Below are 19,450 nucleotides of genomic sequence, written 5' to 3'. Positions count from 1 at the left end.
AGGAACACCATGGCTTCGTACCAACGCAGTGACGCCCGCGCCTGGGCCCGTGAACATCTGGTGGGCTGCTCCGCAGTCACCATCCCCTCCTACTCGGCCGACCTCACCCGGCTCAACGAGCGCGGCATCCGCCACGACGTTGAGCTGGCCAAGCAGCTGGGCTACACCTACACCCTGCTGTGCGCCGAGGTGGCCATCACACCCGAAGAAAACGCGCAGTTCACGTCCCTGGCGCGCGAGGCCGGTGGTCAGGACTTTGGTCTCTTCTTCCACGCAGCCTTCGGCACGCTGGCCGAAAACATCCGGGCCGTGAAGCTCGCCGAGAAGGCCGGCGCCGACATCGTTCTGCTGTCCTACCCGCCCCAGTTCTGGCCCACGAGCGAACAGGAGATCTACGACTACACCAAACAGTTCTGCGACGCGACCGACCTGGCCGTGATGCTGTTTCCGATCCCGCTGTGGGGCTTCGAGCGCGTGCACCCGTCCGGCATGTCGGTGGAGCTGGTGCGGCGCCTCCTGAAGGACTGCCCCAACATCGTGGCCATCAAGTCCGAACAGGGCTTTCCGCTGCCGGCTGGCATCTGCGAGATGTACCACCACTTCCGCGACGAGGTGGTGATCAGCTGCCCCATCGAGGGCGACGCCATTCCCCTGATGAGCCTGATGAAGCTGCAGTTCTCGGGCACCAGCAACACGCAGTGGATGAGCGACTACTACCCCCGTGCCTTCGAACTCGCCCGCCAGGGCGAATGGGAGGCCGCCATGGCGCTGTACTGGAAGGTCAACCCCGCGCGCAGCGCCAACGGCGCGGCCGCCCAGTCGTACGCCGGCGGCACCGGTGTGCTGAACCGCACCATGTGGAAGTACCAGGACTGGCTGGCCGGCTTCAACGGCGGCCCCCTGCGTGCGCCGGCCATGCGCATTCCCGACCGCTTCATGAAGCCACTGCGCCAGGGCCTGGTGGCGTCCGGCCTGCCCGTGACCGACGACCCCGACAGCCAGTTCATGGTTGGCCGTTTCCCTTGCTGAGCAAGTACCCGAATGAAGACCCTGCTCAAAGACCCGGGCCTCTGGCGCGAAGCCGCGCTGATCGACGGCCAGTGGATCACCGACACGCCGCACGGCGCCTCGGATCTCTTCAATCCGGCCAACGGGGAACTGCTGGCCCGCCTTCCGCGTTGCAAGGACGACGAGACCACGCGCGCCGTGGAAGCCGCGGACAAAGCCTTCCGCAGCTGGCGCAAGACGACGGCCAGGCACCGTTCGCAAATCCTGTACCGCTGGTGGCAGCTCATCGTGGACAGCAAGGACGACCTGGCCACGCTGATCACGCTGGAGGAAGGCAAGCCCCTGGCCGAGGCCCGCGGCGAGATCGACTATGCCACCGGCTTCGTGCAGTGGTTCGCCGAGGAAGCCAAGCGCGTGCGTGGTGAGGTCATCCCGGCGCCCAAGGACACGCAGCGCATCGTCACGCTCAAGCAGCCCATCGGCGTCTGCGCGGCGATCACGCCCTGGAACTTCCCGGCCGCGATGATCGCCCGCAAGGCCGGCCCGGCGCTGGCGGCCGGCTGCACCATGGTGGTCAAGCCCGCCAGCCAGACGCCACTGACGGCGCTGGCCCTGGGTGAGCTGGCATTGCGCGCGGGTGTGCCTGCCGGCGTGTTCAGCGTGCTCACTGGCGCCGACACGCGCGCCATCGGCGGCGTGCTGACCTCGCATCCCCTGGTTCGCAAAATCACCTTCACAGGGTCCACAGAAGTCGGTCGTGTGCTGTTGCAGCAGTCGGCTTCGACGATCAAAAAGTGCTCGATGGAGCTGGGCGGCAACGCGCCCTGCATCGTGTTCGACGACGCGGACCTCGAACGGGCCGTCGAAGGCATCCTGGTGGCCAAGTTCCGCAACACAGGCCAGTCCTGCATCGCGGCCAACCGCGTGCTGGTGCAAGACGGCATCCACGACGCGCTGGCCCGGCGCCTCGCCGAGCGCGTGGCGGGCCTGAAGGTTGGCAACGGGCTGGACGACGGCGTGCAGATCGGTCCGATGATCGACGCCGCCGCCGTCCGCAAAGTCGAGGCGCATGTGGCCAACGCCGTCGCGGCGGGCGCGCGTGTGCTCACCGGCGGACAGCGCCACGCCCTGGGGGGCGGTTTCTACGAGCCCACGGTGCTCGCCGACGTGGCGCCCCACATGGCCGTCGCCATTGAGGAGACCTTCGGCCCGGTGATGCCCCTGATCCGCTTCACGACCGACGACGAAGCGATCGCCCTGGCCAACGACACCGAGTTCGGCCTGGCGTCCTACCTGTTCAGCCGGGACGCGTCCCGCATCTGGCGCACGGCCGAGGCCCTGGAGTGCGGCATGGTGGGCATCAACACCGGCCTGATCTCGACCGAGGTCGCGCCCTTCGGCGGCGTCAAGCAGAGCGGCCTGGGGCGCGAAGGCTCCCAGTACGGCATCGAGGAGTTCATCGAAATCAAGTACCTGTGCTGGGACGGCATCGACAACGACTGATCGTCCTGTTTTCGAATCACAACAAGGAGACTTCCATGTTCCATCCATCCAAACGTCGCCTGCTGAAAGCACTCGTCGGTGCGGCTGTGCTCGGCCCGACGACTGCGGCGTTGGCGCAATCCGGCGCCAACGTGATCAAGGTGGTCGTGCCCTTCGTGGCGGGCGGCATCACCGACCAGGTGGCGCGGGGCGTCCTGGACCGCGTGTCGAAGTCGCTGGCGTTGACCATGGTCATCGAGAACCGGCCGGGTGCGGGTTCGCGCATCGGCTCCGAGACCGTCATGCGCGCCGACCCGGACGGCATGACCCTGCTCTTCACCAATCCCAGCTACACCATCCTGCCCATCACGGACTCGACGGTGAAGTACGACCCGGTGAAAGCACTGATGCCCGTGGCCCTGGTGGGCACGTACGGTCTGCCCGTCGTGGTGAGCGCCCGGTTGCCCGTCAACACACTCGGCGAGTTCATCGCCCACGCCAGGAAAAACCCCGGCCAGCTGAGCTACGGCAGCGCGGGCATGGGCAGCGGGGCCCACTTTGCCGGTGAGTTCTTCCAGCGGCTCACCGGCACGGAGATGGTCCATGTGCCGTACAAGTCCACTTCGGCCGCCATCATCGATGTCGCCGGTGGGGTGCTGGACCTGACCTTCGACGCGACCGCCAAGTCGTACGCCGACGCGGGCAAGGTGAAGATCATCGCGGTCACGGGCAAGCACCGCGACCCGCGCCTGCCCGGCGTCCCCACGGCGGCAGAGAGCGGCCTGAAAGAGTACGTCCTGAGCTCCTGGCTGGGTCTGTTCGCACCGCCCGGAACCCCCGCCCCGCTGTTAGAAAAGCTCAACAAGGCGGTGAACGCCGCGCTGGCAGATCCCACGCTGGTGAAACAACTGGAGGACCTGGGCATCACCGCAGCAGGCGGCCCCCCTGCAGCCCTGGCCACCTCGGTGCAGCAAGACATGACGGTGTACCGCCGCATCGCCACCGAGGCCAAACTGACGTTCAAGCCATAGCTGCTTGGTGCGCCTGCATGCAGGAGATGGCACTGGAGTCTTCGCGCGTTGCGGTCGTTGTTTCACGGAGCGTTGAGGCTCCATCGCGGACGACTGGTCAGAGGCCAGGTGCTGTGGGACCGTGATTTCTGGGAGTTTGTCGCTCGAACGCAGAGGAAAAAACAAAAAAGCCCGGAGTCGTGAGACTCCGGGCTTATTGCGTTTTTGGTCGGCGTGGCGGGATTCGAACTCGCGACCCCTTGCACCCCATGCAAGTGCGCTACCAGGCTGCGCTACACGCCGACAAGCCTCACATTATAGCCAGTAATTGGAGCAATTCAGACTTGAAGACTCAGAAGCTCGCGAATTTCCATAAGTTCGCGCCGCATGCCGATCAACGCCGACACGGGAATGGCAAAGGGAACTTCGGCAATCGGCGCGTCAACGATTTCATCACCTGTACCAACGGCCATACCAAAGTCAACCACATCGACCGTGTCCTCGTCGTCAGTCCGCCGCCGGTCACGTTCGGATTGCACCAGCTCTTGCAGCTTGTTGCGTGCACCGCTGATGGTGAAACCCTGGTCGTACAGCAGTTCGCGGATGCGCCGGATCATGAGTACTTCATGGTGCTGGTAGTAGCGGCGGTTACCCCGGCGCTTCATCGGCCGCAACTGGGTAAATTCTTGCTCCCAGTACCGCAGCACATGCGGTTTGACGCCACACAGTTCGCCCACTTCACCGATGGTGAAGTAGCGCTTGGCCGGTATGGGTGGGAGGGTTTTTTCCATGAAAATCAAAGCGGTACAAACCGAACCTTGAAATTTACTCTAACAATGACTGGTCCGCGCAACACGGGACAAATTTCTGCGAGCACTGTTGCGATTGTGACAAGAAGTAAGATTTCATCTCACTTGGGTCACGAGCTCTTCCAAAAAAAACGGTGACAAAAGTCACCGTTTTTCTTATTTGTGCTTGAAGGGGATTGCCGTCAACTTCCGATCACGGCCGTCTGAACCTGTTCCTTGAGCTTGGGGCTGGCGTGGAAGGTGACCACTCGACGGGCTTCAATCGCTACGGGTTCTCCCGTGCGGGGATTGCGACCCGGTCGGGGGGCCTTTGTGCGGATCTGGAAGTTGCCAAAACCCGAAATCTTCACGTCGGTGCCTTCCACCAAGCTGTCGGTGATGAGATCAAAGAACGCGTCAATCATGTCTTTCGATTCGCGTTTGTTCAGACCGATCTGGTCAAACAGCAACTCAGCCAGTTGGGCCTTGGTCAGCGCTGGAGTTTCCAAGCTTTCGACGGCAAGTTCCATGAAGGTTCTCCTCGTTTGTTCTGAGACTCAATGCCAACTCAACGCAACCGGGCGTGCACACGGCGGGACAGCGCATCGAGCGCGTCTTTGACCACTGACTCGATTTCTTCTTCGGTCAGTGTAGCGTCGTCACGGTTGAGCGTCAGTCGCACCGCCAGACTCTTCTCGTCCGCAGTCAAACCGCCCGACAAGGAGCCATCGGCCAAGCGCTTGGGTCGGTACACGTCGAACAGCACCACGTCGCGCAGCAAGAGGCCTCCGCCAGAGCGGATCGCGTCCACCACGGCGGCATGCGTCACCGACTCCTTGACCACAATGGCAAGGTCGCGCTCCACCGGCTGGTGGCGACTCACGGTCTGGAACACCGGCACATCGCGCTGGAGCACGGCGTCGAGCGCCAGTTCGAACATCACCGGCGCTTGCGTGAGGTCGTAGGCTTGGCGCCATTTCGGATGCAGTTCACCCACATGACCGACACAACGTTCGCCCAGCCAGACGCTGGCACAGCGACCGGGGTGCATCGCGGGATGCTCAGCGGGCTTGAAACCCGGTTGCAGCGGCGCCAGCAGCGCTTGCACATCACCTTTCACGTCGAAGAAATCGGCACCACGTTCAGCGCTGCCCCACTGAAGGCTGTCCACACTCCCGTAGGCCAGACCGGCAACGCGCATGGGCTGATCAAATCCGGCCACGCTGGTGTCGCTGTCTGGCACCGAGGCGTCCTTGCGGAACACGCGGCCCAGCTCGAACAGGCGCACGCGCTGAGCCTTGCGGTCCAGGTTGAACTTGAGTACCGCGATCAGACTGCCGAGCAGCGAGGAGCGCATCACGCTCATCTGGCTGGCGATCGGGTTCAACAATCTGATCGGGTCGGCATTGCCTGCCAGTTCGCGCTCCCAGCGCTCTTCCACGAAGCTGAAGTTGATGGTTTCCTGGTATCCCAGTTGCGCCAGCTGACGGCGCACAGCAAACGGGCCTCGCCTGGACTCGGCGCGCAGCTTGGCAGTGATCGGTGCCAGCGGCGGATGGGTCGGCAATTGCTCGTAGCCGATGACGCGCGCCACCTCTTCAATCAGGTCTTCCTCGATCTGCAGATCGAAACGGAAGGCAGGCGGAGCCACGGTCACAGTACCCTCGCCTTCGGTCACGTCCAGGCCCAGGCGGCGCAAAGCTCCCGCACACTGCGCTTGCGTGACCGGCATGCCGATGACCTTGGCCGCACGCGCGACGCGCAGGGTGACCGGCTTGCCTTCGGGCAGCGCCAGTGTCTGATCGTCCAACGGACCTGCCTGACCACCACAAATGTCCAGCACCAGCTGCGTGATGCGCTCCACGTGTTCGACGGTCGTGGACGGATCCACACCGCGTTCGAAGCGGTGACCGGCATCGGTGCTGAAGTTGTAGCGACGCGAACGGCCAGCGATGGCCTTGGGCCACCAGAAAGCAGCTTCGATGAAGATGTTCTGCGTGTCGTCCGAGACGGCTGTGGCATCGCCGCCCATGATGCCGGCAAGCGACTCGACTTCCTTGTCGTCCGCGATCACGCCCACACCGCCATCGACCGTGACGGTGTTGCCATTGAGCAGTTTGAGCTGTTCGCCCTCGCGACCCCAGCGCACCTGCAAGCCACCGTGGATCTTGTCGAGGTCGAAGATGTGCGAGGGGCGGCCCAGCTCGAACATCACGTAGTTGGAGATGTCCACCAGCGGCGAAATGCTTCGCTGACCGCAGCGCGCGAGGCGCTCGATCATCCAGGCGGGCGTCTGCGCCTTCGTGTTCACGCCGCGCACCACGCGTCCACTGAAACGGCCGCACAGATCGGGTGCCTGCACGCTCACCGGCAGGCGGTCCTGCACCTGCACGGGGACTTTGGGGAACTCGGGCTGCAGCAGCGGCGTGTCGGTCAATGCCGACACCTCGCGCGCGATACCGTACACGCTCAGGCAGTGCGCCAGGTTGGGTGTGAGTTTGAGCGTGAACAGCATGTCGTCCAGAGCCAGTTGCTCGCGGATGTCGCGACCGATCACGGCGTCGTCACCCAGCTCCAGCAGGCCATTGCTCTCTTCGGAGATCTGCAGTTCTTTGGCCGAGCACAGCATGCCCTGGCTTTCGACGCCGCGCAGTTTGCCGAGCTTGATCTCGAAGGCTTTGCCGTCTTCACCCGGTGGCAGCAAGGCACCCACGGTGGCGCACGGAATTTTGATGCCGGCGCGGGCGTTTGGCGCACCACAGACGATGTTCAGCGGAGCACCTTGCCCCACGTCCACCTGGCACACACGCAGGCGGTCGGCATTGGGGTGTTGATCAGCGCTCAGGATCTGGCCCACCACCACGCCCGTGAAAGCAGGCGCAAACGGGCGCAGTTCTTCGACCTCCAAACCGGCCATGGTCAGGGTGTCGGCGAGTTGCTGACTGGTCAGGGAAGGATTGCAGAAGGCACGCAGCCAGGATTCGGGAAATTGCATCGTGTCGTACCGAAGAGGTCAGCGGAACTGCGAGAGGAAGCGGATATCGCCATCGAAAAAGAGGCGCAGGTCGTTCACGCCGTAGCGCAGCATGGTCAGGCGGTCCGGGCCCATGCCGAAGGCGAAGCCGATGTAACGTTCAGGATCCAGCCCCATGTTGCGCACCACGTTCGGATGCACCTCGCCGGAGCCGGCCACCTCCAGCCAGCGGCCGGCCAGCGGACCGCTCTGGAACTGGATGTCGATCTCGGCGCTGGGCTCGGTGAACGGGAAGAAGCTCGGACGGAAACGCAGCACCAGATCGTCGCTTTCAAAGAAGGTGCGGCAGAAGTCGGTGAAGACGACCTTGAGGTCCTTGAAACTCACGTTCTCGCCGATCCATAGGCCTTCGCACTGGTGGAACATGGGCGAGTGCGTCGCGTCGCTGTCCACTCGGTAGGTGCGACCCGGCGCGATGACGCGGATCTCAGGCATGGGCAGGCCGACGTCCAGCGCTGCGCGGTGGCGCTTCACATGCTGTACCGCGTGACGGATCTGCATCGGGCTGGTGTGGGTGCGCAGCAGGTTGGGCGCTTTGTCGCTGCCGCCTTCCACGTAAAAAGTGTCGTGCATCGAACGCGCCGGATGATCCTCGGGCGTGTTGAGTGCGGTGAAATTGAACCAGTCGGATTCGATCTCTGGGCCTTCGGCGACCTCGAAGCCCTGCGAGCTGAAGATCGCCTCGATGCGCTCCAGCGTCAGGCTCACGGGGTGCAGACCGCCCTGCCCGCGCTGACGGCCGGGCAACGTCACGTCCAGCGCTTCGGCCTTGAGCTGGGTTTCGAGTTCGGCGTCGGCCAGCGCCTGGCGGCGATCGGTCAGCGCAGCTTCGATGGCCTGCTTGGCCATGTTGATGGCCGCACCTCGGGTTTTCTTTTCTTCGACCGGCAGCGCCGCCATGCCCTTCATCAGCTCGGTGATGCGGCCCGATTTGCCCAGGTACAGGGCCTTGGCGTTTTCCAGATCGGCCGGGGTGGCGGCTTGCGCGAAACCAGCGCGTGCGCTGTCAACCAGTGCGTCCAACTCGTTCATGTGTGTTCAGTGTTTGGCAAAACAAAAAAGGGGCTGAGAGCACCGAGGGAAATCCCTCAAGCCTCAACCCCTTTGAGCGACGGGAAACCACGATCACCCTTGCGGGCAACAGCGGCTTCCGCCGTGAATCAAGCGGCCAGCTTGGCTTTGACTTGCTCCACGATGCTGTTGAAAGCAGCAACGTCGTTAACAGCCAGATCGGCCAAGACCTTGCGGTCAATCTCGATCTGAGCCTTCTTCAGGCCATTGGCGAACTGGCTGTACGTCAGGCCGCAAGCACGTGCACCGGCGTTGATACGCGCGATCCACAGCTGACGGAAGACGCGCTTCTTGGTGCGGCGGTCACGGTAGGCGTATTGCCCTGCCTTCATCACCGCCTGTTTGGCGATGCGGAAGACGTTACCGCGGCGACCGCGAAAGCCCTTTGCTAGGGCGAGAACTTTTTTGTGACGGGCGCGTGCCGTTACACCACGTTTGACGCGAGGCATGTGTAGCTCCTTGTTCGTCGTTGATCAAATGCCCATGCCGGGCAGCATCTGTGCCATGTGACCCATATTGGTCTCATGGACAGTCACCGCACCACGCAGATGGCGCTTGTTCTTGGTGGTCTTCTTGGTCAGGATGTGACGTTTGAAGGCTTGACCGCGCTTGACGGTGCCACCGGGACGAACGCGAAAACGCTTCTTCGCGCTGCTCTTGGTCTTCATTTTGGGCATGTACATGCTCCTTTTCATTTGTGCTCGTGAGGCGCCGCGAACCTTCCGCGGACTTGTTGGCCCCGAGCCACTTTTGATGAAAAGCCTTTCGGCCTTTCTATTCGGCACCACAGCTTTCACCATGAGCCTCAAACCGGCAGGAGACTACCCTGCCCGTTCAATCTTGTTGATTCAGACCCCGCTCAAGACGCCGACTGCTCGGTGCTTTGCGCTGCGGCCTCTGCCTTGGGCGCGCCACCACCAGCCTTTTTGCGCCCGGGCGCGATCATCATGATCATCTGGCGCCCTTCGAGCTTGGGAAACTGCTCGATCACAATCGAATCGGCAAGCTCATCACGGATGCGATTGAGCAAGGCCAAACCCAGTTCCTGGTGCGTGATCTCGCGGCCACGAAAGCGCAGCGTGATCTTGCATTTGTCTCCATCATCGAGAAAGCGCCGAATGTTGCGCATCTTGATGTTGTAGTCACCGTCATCGGTGCCCGGGCGAAACTTGATTTCCTTGATCTCGATGACCGTCTGCTTGGCCTTGGCTTCTGCCGCCTTTTTCTGTTCCTGGTACTTGAACTTGCCGTAGTCCATCAGGCGACACACGGGTGGCACAGCGGTGGCGGCAATTTCAACCAGATCCACATCCAGCTCACCGGCCATGCGCAGCGCATCCATCAGACTGACAATGCCCAGCGGCTCGTTTTCGGGCCCGTTGAGACGAACCTCCGGAGCCATGATTTCACGGTTCAGTCGGTGTGCGCGCTCTTCGCGTTGGCGGCGGTCGCGAAAGTTGGTAGCTATGGTGAATTCCTTTGTGTGGGCAGAAATGACAAGCGGGCCACCCCTCGGCGCCCCAAAGCATCTGCGAAGTGCGCAGCAGCCGCAGAGGGATCAACCGGATGTTTGAATTCAAACCTTGGATGAAACGTCAGCCGCGATCAGTCTGGAAAAGTCTTCCAGCGGCATGACACCGAGGTCTTTGTTACCCCGCGCCCGTACAGCCACGGCGCCAGCATCCTTCTCCTTGTCGCCCACGACGAGGATGTAAGGCAGCTTTTGCAACGCGTGCTCCCGTATTTTATACGTGATTTTCTCGTTGCGCAGGTCTGTCATGACCCTAAGCCCTTGATTTTGCAGTGATTTGACAATTTCGCGACAGCAATCTGCCTGCGCGTCCGTGATATTGAGCACCGCAACCTGCACCGGCGCCAGCCAAACAGGCAAGGCACCGGCATGCTGCTCGATCAGAATCCCGATGAAACGCTCCAAGCTGCCCACGATGGCGCGGTGCAACATGATCGGGCGATGGCGCAAGCCATCTTCGCCCACGTACTCGGCATCCAGGCGCTCGGGCAGATTCGGGTCCACCTGTATGGTCCCGCACTGCCACGGCCGACCCAGCGCGTCTTTCAAGGTGTACTCGATCTTCGGACCGTAGAAGGCGCCCTCGCCTGGCAAGTACTCGAAGTTGCAGCCGGAGGCCTTCAAGCCCTCAGCCAGCGCTGCCTCGGCGCGGTCCCAGCTCTCTTCTGTGCCAATGCGCTTTTCGGGACGGGTGGACAGCTTGTAGATGATGTCGGTGAATCCAAAGTCCTTGTAGACCTTCTGCAGCAACGTGGTGAACGCCACCACCTCGGCCTGGATCTGGTCCTCGGTACAGAAAATGTGGCCATCGTCCTGGGTGAAGGCGCGCACCCGCATGATGCCGTGAAGCCCGCCCGACGGCTCGTTGCGGTGGCACTGGCCGAACTCGCCAAAACGCAGCGGAAGATCACGGTAGCTCTTGATGCCCTGCTTGAAGATGATGATATGACCCGGACAGTTCATCGGCTTCAAAGCGTAATCACGCTTCTCCGACTCGGTCACGAACATGTTCTCACGGTATTTGTCCCAGTGGCCCGTCTTCTCCCACAGACCTTGATCCAGAATCTGCGGGCCTTTGACCTCCTGGTAACCGTTGTCGCGATACACCTTGCGCATGTACTGCTCAACCTCTTGCCAAACGGTCCACCCCTTGGGGTGCCAGAACACCGTGCCCGGCGAGTGTTCATCGATGTGAAACAGATCCAGCTCACGGCCCAGCTTGCGGTGATCGCGTTTTTCGGCCTCTTCCAGCATCGTCAGGTACTGCTGCAACTCGTCCTTGGTCGCCCAAGCCGTGCCGTAGATGCGCTGCAGCATCTCGTTGCGGTGATCGCCGCGCCAGTAGGCGCCGGCCACTTTCATCAGCTTGAAATGCTTGAGCTTGCCCGTGCTCGGCACGTGCGGGCCGCGGCACAGGTCTTCAAACTTGCCTTCGCGATACAGCGACACATCTTCCCCGCTCGGGATGCTGGCAATGATGTCGGCCTTGTAGTGCTCACCCAGCCCTTTGAAATAGGCCACAGCCTCGTCGCGCGGCAACACGCGACGCACGACCGGCTCATCCTTGCTCGCCAGTTCGGTCATGCGTTTTTCGATCGCCACCAAATCTTCGGGCGTGAAGGGGCGCTTGTATGAAAAGTCGTAAAAGAAGCCGTGCTCGATCACAGGACCGATGGTCACCTGAGCGTCAGGAAACAACTCTTTCACCGCATAGGCCAACAAGTGGGCCGTGGAGTGGCGGATCACCTCCAGGCCATCGGCGTCCTTGGCGGTGATGATGGACAGCGGGCTGTTGGAAGTGATCAGAAAACTGGTGTCCACCACCTTGCCATTGATCTTCCCAGCCAAGGCGGCCTTCGCCAGCCCAGTGCCGATGGAGGCAGCGACCTCAGCCACTGTGACCGGACCGGGAAATTCGCGTTGTGAACCGTCGGGAAGCGTGATGTGAAGCATGGGAAGTCCAGAAACAAAAAAGCGCGGCAAAGGCCGCGCTGAAGATGGAGAACAAAGGGAACGGGCAGGCGCGAACTGCAGACCTCAGTGGGTCAAAGACATCGTCTTCGTAGTTCGCGGTGTCATAACCAGACTTGCCTTTCTCGCTCTTGCATGATCTAAAACCGCGATTTTCCCATAAAAATGCCTTCACCCCGCTGCGCCAATGCATCAGCGGTCGTTCACCTCTGCCGGCTGATACAGTTTCTTCAAACGTCGTGAACCGAAAAACGCCGCCATAAACTGGCCGCAAAAACGGAGCGGGTCACCCTTGTTCGGGGCGATGACATCCATTTGCTCACCAGATACTCAAGTTGCCTCAGTTCAACAAGCCATTGCGTGTCCTGATCACCAACATCCGCCTGGACGGACGAAGTGGAACGGAGGTGTTCACCAGGAACCTGGCGGCAGGCCTGCGCGCGATGGGGCATTTGCCCATGGTGTACAGCCCCCTGCTGGGCACCATTGCACATGAACTGAGGCAACTGGGCATTCCGGTGCTTTCGAAGATCGATCAGATTCGGGAAACGCCCGACGTCATTCACGGGCACCACACGCTGCAAACGGGTATCGCTGCAACACGTTTTCCGCACATCCCCACCATCTTCGTCTGCCACGATTTCACGGCGTGGCATGACGCGCCTCCCGCACTCGAAAACATCATCAGGTATGTGGCAGTGGGCGATGCGAGCCACGACCGGCTCACCATTGAAAGCGGCATCGATCCCGCCCGGGTCACGGTGATCGAGAACGCCGTGGACACCCGACGCTTCTTGCCCGGTCTGCCCCTGCCCGAAAGGCCACGCAAGGCCCTGGTGATGGTGAAAGGCAAAGACCAGCTGGAGCCCATCCTGGCGGCGTGCCGGGCCAAGGGCATTGCGCTGGAAACTGCCGGCGCGCTCGTGGGGAAGCTCCTGCCACATCCTGAACAGGTGTTTCCGGACCACGACCTGATTTTTGCCAGCGGCCTCACCGCCATCGAGGCAATGGCATGCCTACGGCCTGTCGTGCTGTGTGATCACCGAGGGCTCGCCGGCATGGTGGATACGGTTCGATACCCGCAATGGCGCAGTCAGAATTTTGGATTGAGAGCACTGATTCAACCGTTGCAAGAGCGCTTCATCGCCGCGGAACTGGACAGGTATTCGGCTTCTCAGGCCATGGCTGTCGGGCAACTGGTTCGATCCGAATGCTCGCTGGATCGCTGGATCGAGCGCTACCTCGATCTGTACCAGAGTTGTATCGAATCCTTCTTCCAGAATCGCAATGTGGCTTCTGGCTTGGCTGTGGCCAACCATCTGGAAACCTGGTGCTCGACAACCGAGTCCGAATCCGTGCGTGAAATCCAGCTGCTCAAAGAGACAGCGATCACGCTCAGAACCGGGCTGCAGCCCCTGCAGCCTGGAGAACGGGTGGAAATCGGCGACACCCGAAAGATCTCTCTGTCTGGGTTCCACCCACGCGAACCGTGGGGATGCTGGAGCGCCAAGCCGCACGCGGTGCTGTCGGCCTTACGCCCTCCGTCCACGCGCCCTCAGGGGCTGCGGGTGGAGTACATGCCATACCTGTCGCCATTGATGAGCCATCGCAGCATCAAGTGCTCCATCAACGGGGAGCTTGCCGTCACCTGGGCAGACGAAGGAACGAGCGTGGGTACGGTCAGGTCCCGCTGGCTGCCGATCGGTGAAGGCCTGGGGGAAACGGGCGCACTGTTTGTGTCCATCAAGACAGATCACTCGATTTCGCAGCGAGATGAAGGCATCAGCCCCGATGCGCGCACTCTGGGCATCGGGTTGGTGGCCATCACCTTGCTGGACGCTGATGAAAACACGCCGGAGGACAGCCACGTTGACCCGGCGGCGATCAGCACACCGGAGATCTGCACCATTGTGCTCGCCCACAAATGCCCCCCCAGTCTGATTGACGCCGTGCGATCCCTGGTGCATCAGCAGACGCCCGGTGATGTGATCGTCATCAACTCCGGCGGGGGTGACGCGAAGGCCCTGCTCCGCGATGCCGGTCTGAGCGTCCCCGTTGTCCAACGCCAGGAGCGCCTGTATCCCGGCGGTGCGCGCAACCTCGGCTTGGACGTCAGCACCCACCGATATGTCGCATTTCTGGCCTCGGACTGTCTGGCGCAACCCGGCTGGATCGGAGCGCGATTGAACGCGCATCGCGCGGGCCACCGTGCCGTGGCCAGTGCGCTCGTGAGCCATCGCCCCAGGCATCCGATTGCGATGGCCGCCCACCTGAGTCTCTTCTGTCGGCGCATGCCGCGCGTGCCGATCGAGCTTGCTCAAACATATGGGGCCTCATACGACCGGCAACTGTTCGAACAGCATGGCCGATTCCGAGAGGACATCGAGGGCGGAGAAGACACCGAATTTCACAGCCGCCTCGCACCCGAGAATCGCCCCATCTGGTGTCCTGAAGTCAGAACCATGCACCGTGGGCCATCCACCCTGAGCGGGTTTCTTGTCGATCAATTCAAGCGCGGGCAACGTGCCGCCAAAGCCTGGTACGCCATCCAGCAACGAGGTCGTGCTTCATTCGCTTGGGGTGTCATCGCCCGCACCTGCTCCACCATCCGTGTATCGATCCGTGTGGTGGAGCCTGGCACTGGGCTCAGCACGGTCATCGCCATTCCGCTGCTGGCACTCGGCGGCGTGATCTATGCATTGGGCATCATGACAACCTCTCAAGAGGCACTCCCTCCGACATCCACCACGGGTACAAAGAAAGGCTCACCGAAGTGATCTCCGTCCATCACCAGCCACGCGCGACCGTTTCGGCAGAACGTGTCATGGCCGTTTTTTCGTTTCGTTATGACGCTGACCTGGTCCCCGACCTGTTGACCAACCTGAAGCCTCTGGTCGACGGATGGATTGCATTCGACGACCGGGCCAGCACCGAGCTGTTCAGCGACGAGCCTTCCCGGCGCAAACAGCTGCTGGCGGCCGCGCGGCAGGCCGGTGCTGGCTGGGTGCTGGCAGTCGATCCGGACGAGCGATTTGAAACCGCGCTGGCCGACGCCATGCCCGCGCTCACGGCAGCCGAGGGGCTGGTCGCCTATTCATTTGCGCTGAGAGAGATGTACACCACGCAGTGCTACCGCACCGACGGCATCTGGGGCAAGAAACGCCAGGCACGCCTGCTTCGCCTGCCACACAGCTGGGCCGAATCCCCGTCCCCCTTGCATTCACCCTGGACCGGGCTGGTGCCCGAGGCCCGCATTGTCGACACCGAGTTCAACCTCTACCACCTCAAGATGCTGACATCGGAGCGCCGGCAGGCGCGTGCTGCGCTGTACTCCCATCTGGACCCTGAAAAGAGGTTTCAACCCATCGGGTACGACTATTTGATGGATGACACCGGCGCCCAGCTCGAAACCATCGGCAAAGGCCGCGAGTTTGCGCCACCCCATGTGGACGATGGCGCATTGTGGATGCCCAGTGTGCCCGAGCTTGGCTTGGTCGCAGATGGTGTGGGACGACCTGACCCGCCCTGAACCCGGTTCACCCTGACAAGGCAAAAAAAAACCCGAGATCGCCTCGGGTTTTCTGTTTCATGCCGCGACATGCGGCCAGCACGTCAGTTGCACTGCGTTTCCAGCCAAGGGGGGATTTCACACGAAACGCCGCCCTTGGCGATGCACTGTGACAAGGCACGGGAATCAGCGACCTCTTTGGAGCCCGCGCTGCCCACACCCCACACGCCGTTGCCAGAAGCCCACGCGGCAGAACCGCAGGTCCCGTTGCCGGAAAACTCCAGGACCACCGCACAGCCAGCGCCACTGTCGTCCGCGCATTTGTCGACCACATCGCTGTTGGCTTCGGGTTGTGACGTGTAGTTGACCACGATCGCCCCATAGCCATTCGACGTGTTGACGGCAATGGCGCCCCTGGCGGTCGTGTCACCACCGCCACCACAAGCCGCCAAAACTGCCGCGATGGACAGCACAGACACCCATTTCCAATTGATCAGCACTTGTATCTCTCCTGTTTGTGACGGGCAGGCATGCCAGCCCAGATCGGCAAATACGCCAACGGCATCTAGTCTATCGCCGGGCCACGAGGCTGCCTGTATGAAATTGGCGACACACCCAGTGCCCCACGAAGCGTGTCTGGGGCGCTCGCGTCTACCCGGCCCACAAATAGAAAGGCCCCTGAAGCACCGCAGTGCGCAGGGGCCCTGTCGCGGGTTGCCGCAGCGAGCGCGCCTGAGCATTGGCGCGGCGCTTGCAGCAAACCCCGATCTTTCAGTGGAACTGCTCTTCTTCGGTCGAGCCGGTGAGGGCCTTCACGCTGGAAGAGCCGCCCTGGATCACGGTGGTCACGTCGTCAAAGTAACCCGCGCCCACTTCCTGCTGGTGTGACACGAAGGTATAGCCCTTGTCGCGAGCGGCGAACTCCTGCTCTTGCACCATCTCCGTGTAGTGCTTCATGCCTTCGCCGCGGGCGTAGGCGTGGGCGAACTGGAAGGTGTTGAACCAGTTGATGTGGATGCCGGCCAGCGTGATGAACTGGTAGCGGTAGCCCAACGCGGCCAGGTCTTCCTGGAAGGAAGCGATCTGCTTGTCGTCCAGGTTCTTCTTCCAGTTGAAGGACGGCGAGCAGTTGTACGACAGCAGCTTGCCCGGGCAGGCAGCCTGCACGGCTTGGGCGAATTCACGGGCAAAGCCGATGTCGGGCACGCCGGTCTCGCACCACACCAGGTCAGCGTAGGGTGCATAGGCAACACCGCGGCTGATGGCTTGCTCCAGACCGTTCTTGACGCGGTAGAAACCTTCTTGCGTGCGCTCGCCGGTCAGGAAGGGCTTGTCGTTGGCGTCGTGGTCGCTGGTGATCAGGTTGGCGGCTTCGGCATCGGTACGGGCCAGCACGATGGTGGAGACACCCATCACGTCGGCAGCGAAACGGGCAGCGATCAGCTTCTCGCAGGCTTCCTGCGTGGGCACGAGCACCTTGCCACCCATGTGGCCGCACTTCTTCACGGCGGCCAGCTGGTCTTCGAAGTGAACGCCAGCGGCACCGGCAGCGATCATGTTCTTCATCAGTTCAAAGGCGTTGAGCACGCCGCCGAAACCGGCTTCGGCATCGGCCACGATCGGCAGGAAGTAGTCCACGAAGTCCTTGGAACCCGGCTCGATGCCACGACCCCACTGGATTTCATCAGCGCGCTTGAAGGTGTTGTTGATGCGACGGACCATGGTCGGCACCGAGTCGTAGGCGTACAGCGACTGGTCGGGGTACATGGTTTCGCTGGTGTTGCCGTCGGCGGCAACCTGCCAGCCCGACAGGTACACGGCTTCCAGGCCGGCCTTGGCCTGCTGCATGGCCTGGCCAGCGGTGATGGCACCGAAGGCGTTGACGTAACCCTTCTTGGCACCGCCGTTGACCTTGTCCCAAAGCTTCTCGGCGCCGCGCTTGGCCAGCGTGTGCTCAATCTGCATGCTGCCACGCAGGCGCACGACGTCAGCGGCGGAGTAGCCGCGCTTCACACCCTTCCAGCGGGGGTTGGTGGCCCAGTCTTTTTCCAGGGCGTCGATCTGCTGTTGGCGGCTCAGTTGTTCGGTAAGGGACTGGGGCATTTGAACTCTCCGTGAGGTTGATAGAAGGGGCCGGCAGCGCCCGCATGCAAACGGGATGCTGATGGAGCTACTTTAAGTCTTATAGAAGACTTTTCCAAGCTCTTATGTCTTATATAAGATAAAAAAATAAACGTTCAAAATCAACATCATTCAGATCAAATTCCTCATTGCGGAATAATATTTCTTGTATCAAGAAAATTTCTTGCAATGCAACATTCCATCTTTCCACATTAAGAAAACGCGTTCTCTCATGCCGAAAGTGGGCAGCCATGAACCCCCGGTAGGGCATGATCGCCACCCATGACTGATCCGAACAGCGTGTCCCCGCATGGCCCAAGGGGTTTGGCCTACTTGAGTTTGGCCATGAGCATGTCGCTGGTCGGGGGCTACGTTGCGCTGTCAAAACCGCTGGTGGCGGTTTTCCCCGTCTTTCTGCTGGCCTGGCTTCGTTTTGGCATCGGTGGTGTGGCCATGCTCCGCTGGCTGCGCAAGCCGCCGGACGAACCTGCCTGGAGCCCGCACACCCGGCGCCTGCTCTTTCTCGAATCCTTCCTGGGCAACTTTCTTTTCTCCATCTGCATGTTGTTCGGTGTCGGCCTGACCACCGCTGTGGCCGCGGGCGTGGTGATGTCGTCCATCCCCGCCGTGGTTGCGGTGTTGAGCAGGGTGTTCCTCAAGGAGCGCATCGGCAAGCGCACCATGGGCGGCATTGCCTGTGCCGCCATCGGGATCGGGCTGTTCTCGCTGCAGAAAGGCGCCGACACGCATGCGGCGGGGCGACCAGGGCCGCTGGGCCTGGATCTGCAGGTGTGGGGCAACCTGCTGGTGTTTGCCGCCGTGGTGTGCGAAGCCTCCTATGTGGTCATTGGCAAGCGACTCACGGAAGGCCTGGGGCCCAAACGCATCTCGGCCATCATCAATCTGTGGGGCTTTGTGCTGGTCACCCCCCTGGGCATCTGGGCCGCTTGGCGCTTCGATTTCGGCTCCGTGCGCCTTGACACCTGGGGTCTGCTGGTGTTTTACGCTCTGGCTGCGAGCGTCTGGACGGTGTGGCTCTGGATGACCGGGCTGAAAACCATTCCCGCATCCAAGGCCGGTGTGTTCGCCGTGATGCTGCCCCTCAGTGCAGCAACCATCGGTGTTGTGTTCATGGGTGAGCGGCTCACGCCCATTCAGCTGCTCGCGTTCGGCATCGCCCTATTGGGCCTGGTTCTCGCCACGTTGCCGGGTCGAAAGCCCTGATCAGGCACACCACAGCCCGGTGGGATTGGTGATACCCATCCAGAGCGCCCAGCCCGAGGTGGCCGCCAACGCCAATCCGGCCAGGCGAATGCCCCAGGCACCCGAACGACCCCCACGCAAACGCAGCAAGAGCCAAGGCCCGGCGGTCAACGAGATGGAGGTGCCCGTCGAAAAGAGCGCCATGATGAGCGCGCCCTCCATCGCGTTGGCTGAGAGCGAGGCGACCAACAACGCCGAGTACAGCAAGCCGCAAGGCATCAGGGCCCAGGCCACACCCAGCACCACGGGCGCTTTGCCGCCCAGGCGGCCGAGCACGGGGCGCGCCTTGCGCCAGACGCTTTGACCGAGCCCTTCCAGCCACGCGGGCTGCCTTGCCTGCCAGAGGAGCACCGCACCGAGGAGCAACGCCGCCACATGGAACATCGTCCAGACCGGACGGATGACGGCCGTGTTGGTGCCCAACCAAGCCAACCCTTGAACCGACCCGGCGGCAAACGCACCAAAAAGCGCATAGCCCAACATGCGACTGGCCTGAAACGACCACAACGCCTGTGTGCTGCGCTCGCCGGCGGCACGGCCGATACCCGCACAAGCGGCCCCGCACATGGCCACGCAGTGCGGGCCACCGGCCAGCCCCATGAACAGGGCCGTGATCGCCATGGAAGTCTGCATCAGGGAACTCTAGCAGGCGGGGAAAGATGA

18 protein-coding genes and 1 tRNA gene are annotated in these 19,450 nt (G+C 62.0%); 6 read left to right on the top strand and 13 right to left on the bottom strand.

Annotation, left to right across the window (positions count from 1 at the left end; genetic code table 11):
- Positions 1-9 precede the first annotated feature (9 nt).
- From IM738_RS06375 to IM738_RS06365, 3 genes are read left to right on the top strand one after another with little or no spacing between them, the layout of a single operon-like run.
- Positions 10-1,029 carry a dihydrodipicolinate synthase family protein gene (locus IM738_RS06375; protein WP_236965048.1) on the top strand — a complete coding sequence of 340 codons (1,020 nt, stop codon included), beginning with the start codon at positions 10-12 and terminating at the stop codon, positions 1,027-1,029.
- A 12-nt stretch (positions 1,030-1,041) separates the two neighbouring features.
- Complete coding sequence (locus IM738_RS06370) at positions 1,042-2,511, top strand: NAD-dependent succinate-semialdehyde dehydrogenase (RefSeq protein WP_236965047.1); 1,470 nt, start codon at positions 1,042-1,044, stop codon at positions 2,509-2,511.
- A gap of 35 nt (positions 2,512-2,546) precedes the next feature.
- Positions 2,547-3,521 (top strand): Bug family tripartite tricarboxylate transporter substrate binding protein, encoded by a 975-nt coding sequence (locus tag IM738_RS06365; protein ID WP_236965046.1) that lies wholly within the window; start codon positions 2,547-2,549, stop codon positions 3,519-3,521.
- A gap of 205 nt (positions 3,522-3,726) precedes the next feature.
- Here IM738_RS06365 and IM738_RS06360 read toward each other — a convergent pair.
- From IM738_RS06360 to IM738_RS25900, 10 genes are all read right to left on the bottom strand, one after another.
- Positions 3,727-3,803, bottom strand: a tRNA-Pro gene (locus IM738_RS06360).
- 35 nt (positions 3,804-3,838) lie between these two features.
- Positions 3,839-4,291, bottom strand: a complete 453-nt coding sequence (locus IM738_RS06355) for a MerR family transcriptional regulator (RefSeq protein ID WP_236965045.1) — start codon at positions 4,289-4,291, stop codon at positions 3,839-3,841.
- A 200-nt stretch (positions 4,292-4,491) separates the two neighbouring features.
- Entirely contained in the window at positions 4,492-4,818 is a 327-nt protein-coding gene (locus IM738_RS06350; RefSeq protein WP_159594477.1) for an integration host factor subunit alpha, read from the bottom strand.
- A 38-nt stretch (positions 4,819-4,856) separates the two neighbouring features.
- Entirely contained in the window at positions 4,857-7,283 is a 2,427-nt protein-coding gene (gene pheT, locus IM738_RS06345) for a phenylalanine--tRNA ligase subunit beta (RefSeq protein ID WP_236965044.1), read from the bottom strand.
- A gap of 18 nt (positions 7,284-7,301) precedes the next feature.
- The gene (gene pheS, locus IM738_RS06340; RefSeq protein WP_236965043.1) at positions 7,302-8,354 is read right to left on the bottom strand and encodes a phenylalanine--tRNA ligase subunit alpha; all 1,053 of its coding nucleotides are present in this window, start codon (positions 8,352-8,354) and stop codon (positions 7,302-7,304) included.
- Positions 8,355-8,482: 128 nt separating this feature from the next.
- The gene (rplT, locus tag IM738_RS06335; RefSeq protein ID WP_066151478.1) at positions 8,483-8,842 is read right to left on the bottom strand and encodes a 50S ribosomal protein L20; all 360 of its coding nucleotides are present in this window, start codon (positions 8,840-8,842) and stop codon (positions 8,483-8,485) included.
- Between the two features lie 24 nt (positions 8,843-8,866).
- Positions 8,867-9,070 carry a 50S ribosomal protein L35 gene (gene rpmI, locus IM738_RS06330; RefSeq protein WP_066151481.1) on the bottom strand — a complete coding sequence of 68 codons (204 nt, stop codon included), beginning with the start codon at positions 9,068-9,070 and terminating at the stop codon, positions 8,867-8,869.
- A gap of 182 nt (positions 9,071-9,252) precedes the next feature.
- Positions 9,253-9,861 carry a translation initiation factor IF-3 gene (gene infC, locus IM738_RS06325; RefSeq protein ID WP_272907868.1) on the bottom strand — a complete coding sequence of 203 codons (609 nt, stop codon included), beginning with the start codon at positions 9,859-9,861 and terminating at the stop codon, positions 9,253-9,255.
- 108 nt (positions 9,862-9,969) lie between these two features.
- Positions 9,970-11,877: a threonine--tRNA ligase gene (thrS, locus tag IM738_RS06320; protein ID WP_236965041.1), complete on the bottom strand. Its 1,908-nt coding sequence runs from the start codon at positions 11,875-11,877 to the stop codon at positions 9,970-9,972.
- Positions 11,878-12,087: 210 nt separating this feature from the next.
- Entirely contained in the window at positions 12,088-12,210 is a 123-nt protein-coding gene (locus IM738_RS25900; protein WP_272907806.1) for a hypothetical protein, read from the bottom strand.
- 20 nt (positions 12,211-12,230) lie between these two features.
- Here IM738_RS25900 and IM738_RS06315 point away from each other — a divergent pair, with 20 nt between their 5' ends.
- Together IM738_RS06315 and IM738_RS06310 are read left to right on the top strand one after the other, a co-directional pair.
- Complete coding sequence (locus IM738_RS06315; protein ID WP_236965040.1) at positions 12,231-14,672, top strand: glycosyltransferase; 2,442 nt, start codon at positions 12,231-12,233, stop codon at positions 14,670-14,672.
- Between the two features lie 47 nt (positions 14,673-14,719).
- Positions 14,720-15,424, top strand: coding sequence for a hypothetical protein (locus IM738_RS06310; RefSeq protein WP_236965039.1), 705 nt, complete (start codon positions 14,720-14,722; stop codon positions 15,422-15,424).
- Positions 15,425-15,507: 83 nt separating this feature from the next.
- On the opposite strand, the gene IM738_RS06305 is transcribed toward IM738_RS06310, so the two are convergent.
- Both IM738_RS06305 and aceA read right to left on the bottom strand, forming a co-directional pair.
- Positions 15,508-15,903 carry a DUF4189 domain-containing protein gene (locus IM738_RS06305; protein ID WP_236965038.1) on the bottom strand — a complete coding sequence of 132 codons (396 nt, stop codon included), beginning with the start codon at positions 15,901-15,903 and terminating at the stop codon, positions 15,508-15,510.
- 271 nt (positions 15,904-16,174) lie between these two features.
- A complete protein-coding gene (aceA, locus tag IM738_RS06300; RefSeq protein ID WP_236965037.1) occupies positions 16,175-17,506 on the bottom strand; it encodes an isocitrate lyase in 1,332 nt (443 codons plus the stop codon).
- Positions 17,507-17,869: 363 nt separating this feature from the next.
- Between aceA and IM738_RS06295 the strand changes: the two genes are divergently transcribed.
- Complete coding sequence (locus IM738_RS06295) at positions 17,870-18,748, top strand: DMT family transporter (protein WP_442908489.1); 879 nt, start codon at positions 17,870-17,872, stop codon at positions 18,746-18,748.
- On the opposite strand, the gene IM738_RS06290 is transcribed toward IM738_RS06295, so the two are convergent.
- Complete coding sequence (locus IM738_RS06290; protein WP_236965035.1) at positions 18,749-19,420, bottom strand: sulfite exporter TauE/SafE family protein; 672 nt, start codon at positions 19,418-19,420, stop codon at positions 18,749-18,751.
- Positions 19,421-19,450: the final 30 nt, after the last annotated feature.

This window comes from Hydrogenophaga sp. SL48 (assembly GCF_021729865.1).
Classification (GTDB): Bacteria; Pseudomonadota; Gammaproteobacteria; order Burkholderiales; family Burkholderiaceae_C; genus Hydrogenophaga.
The sequence above is the reverse complement of the archived record's forward strand: the minus strand, read 5'-3'. Positions and strand labels throughout refer to the sequence as shown.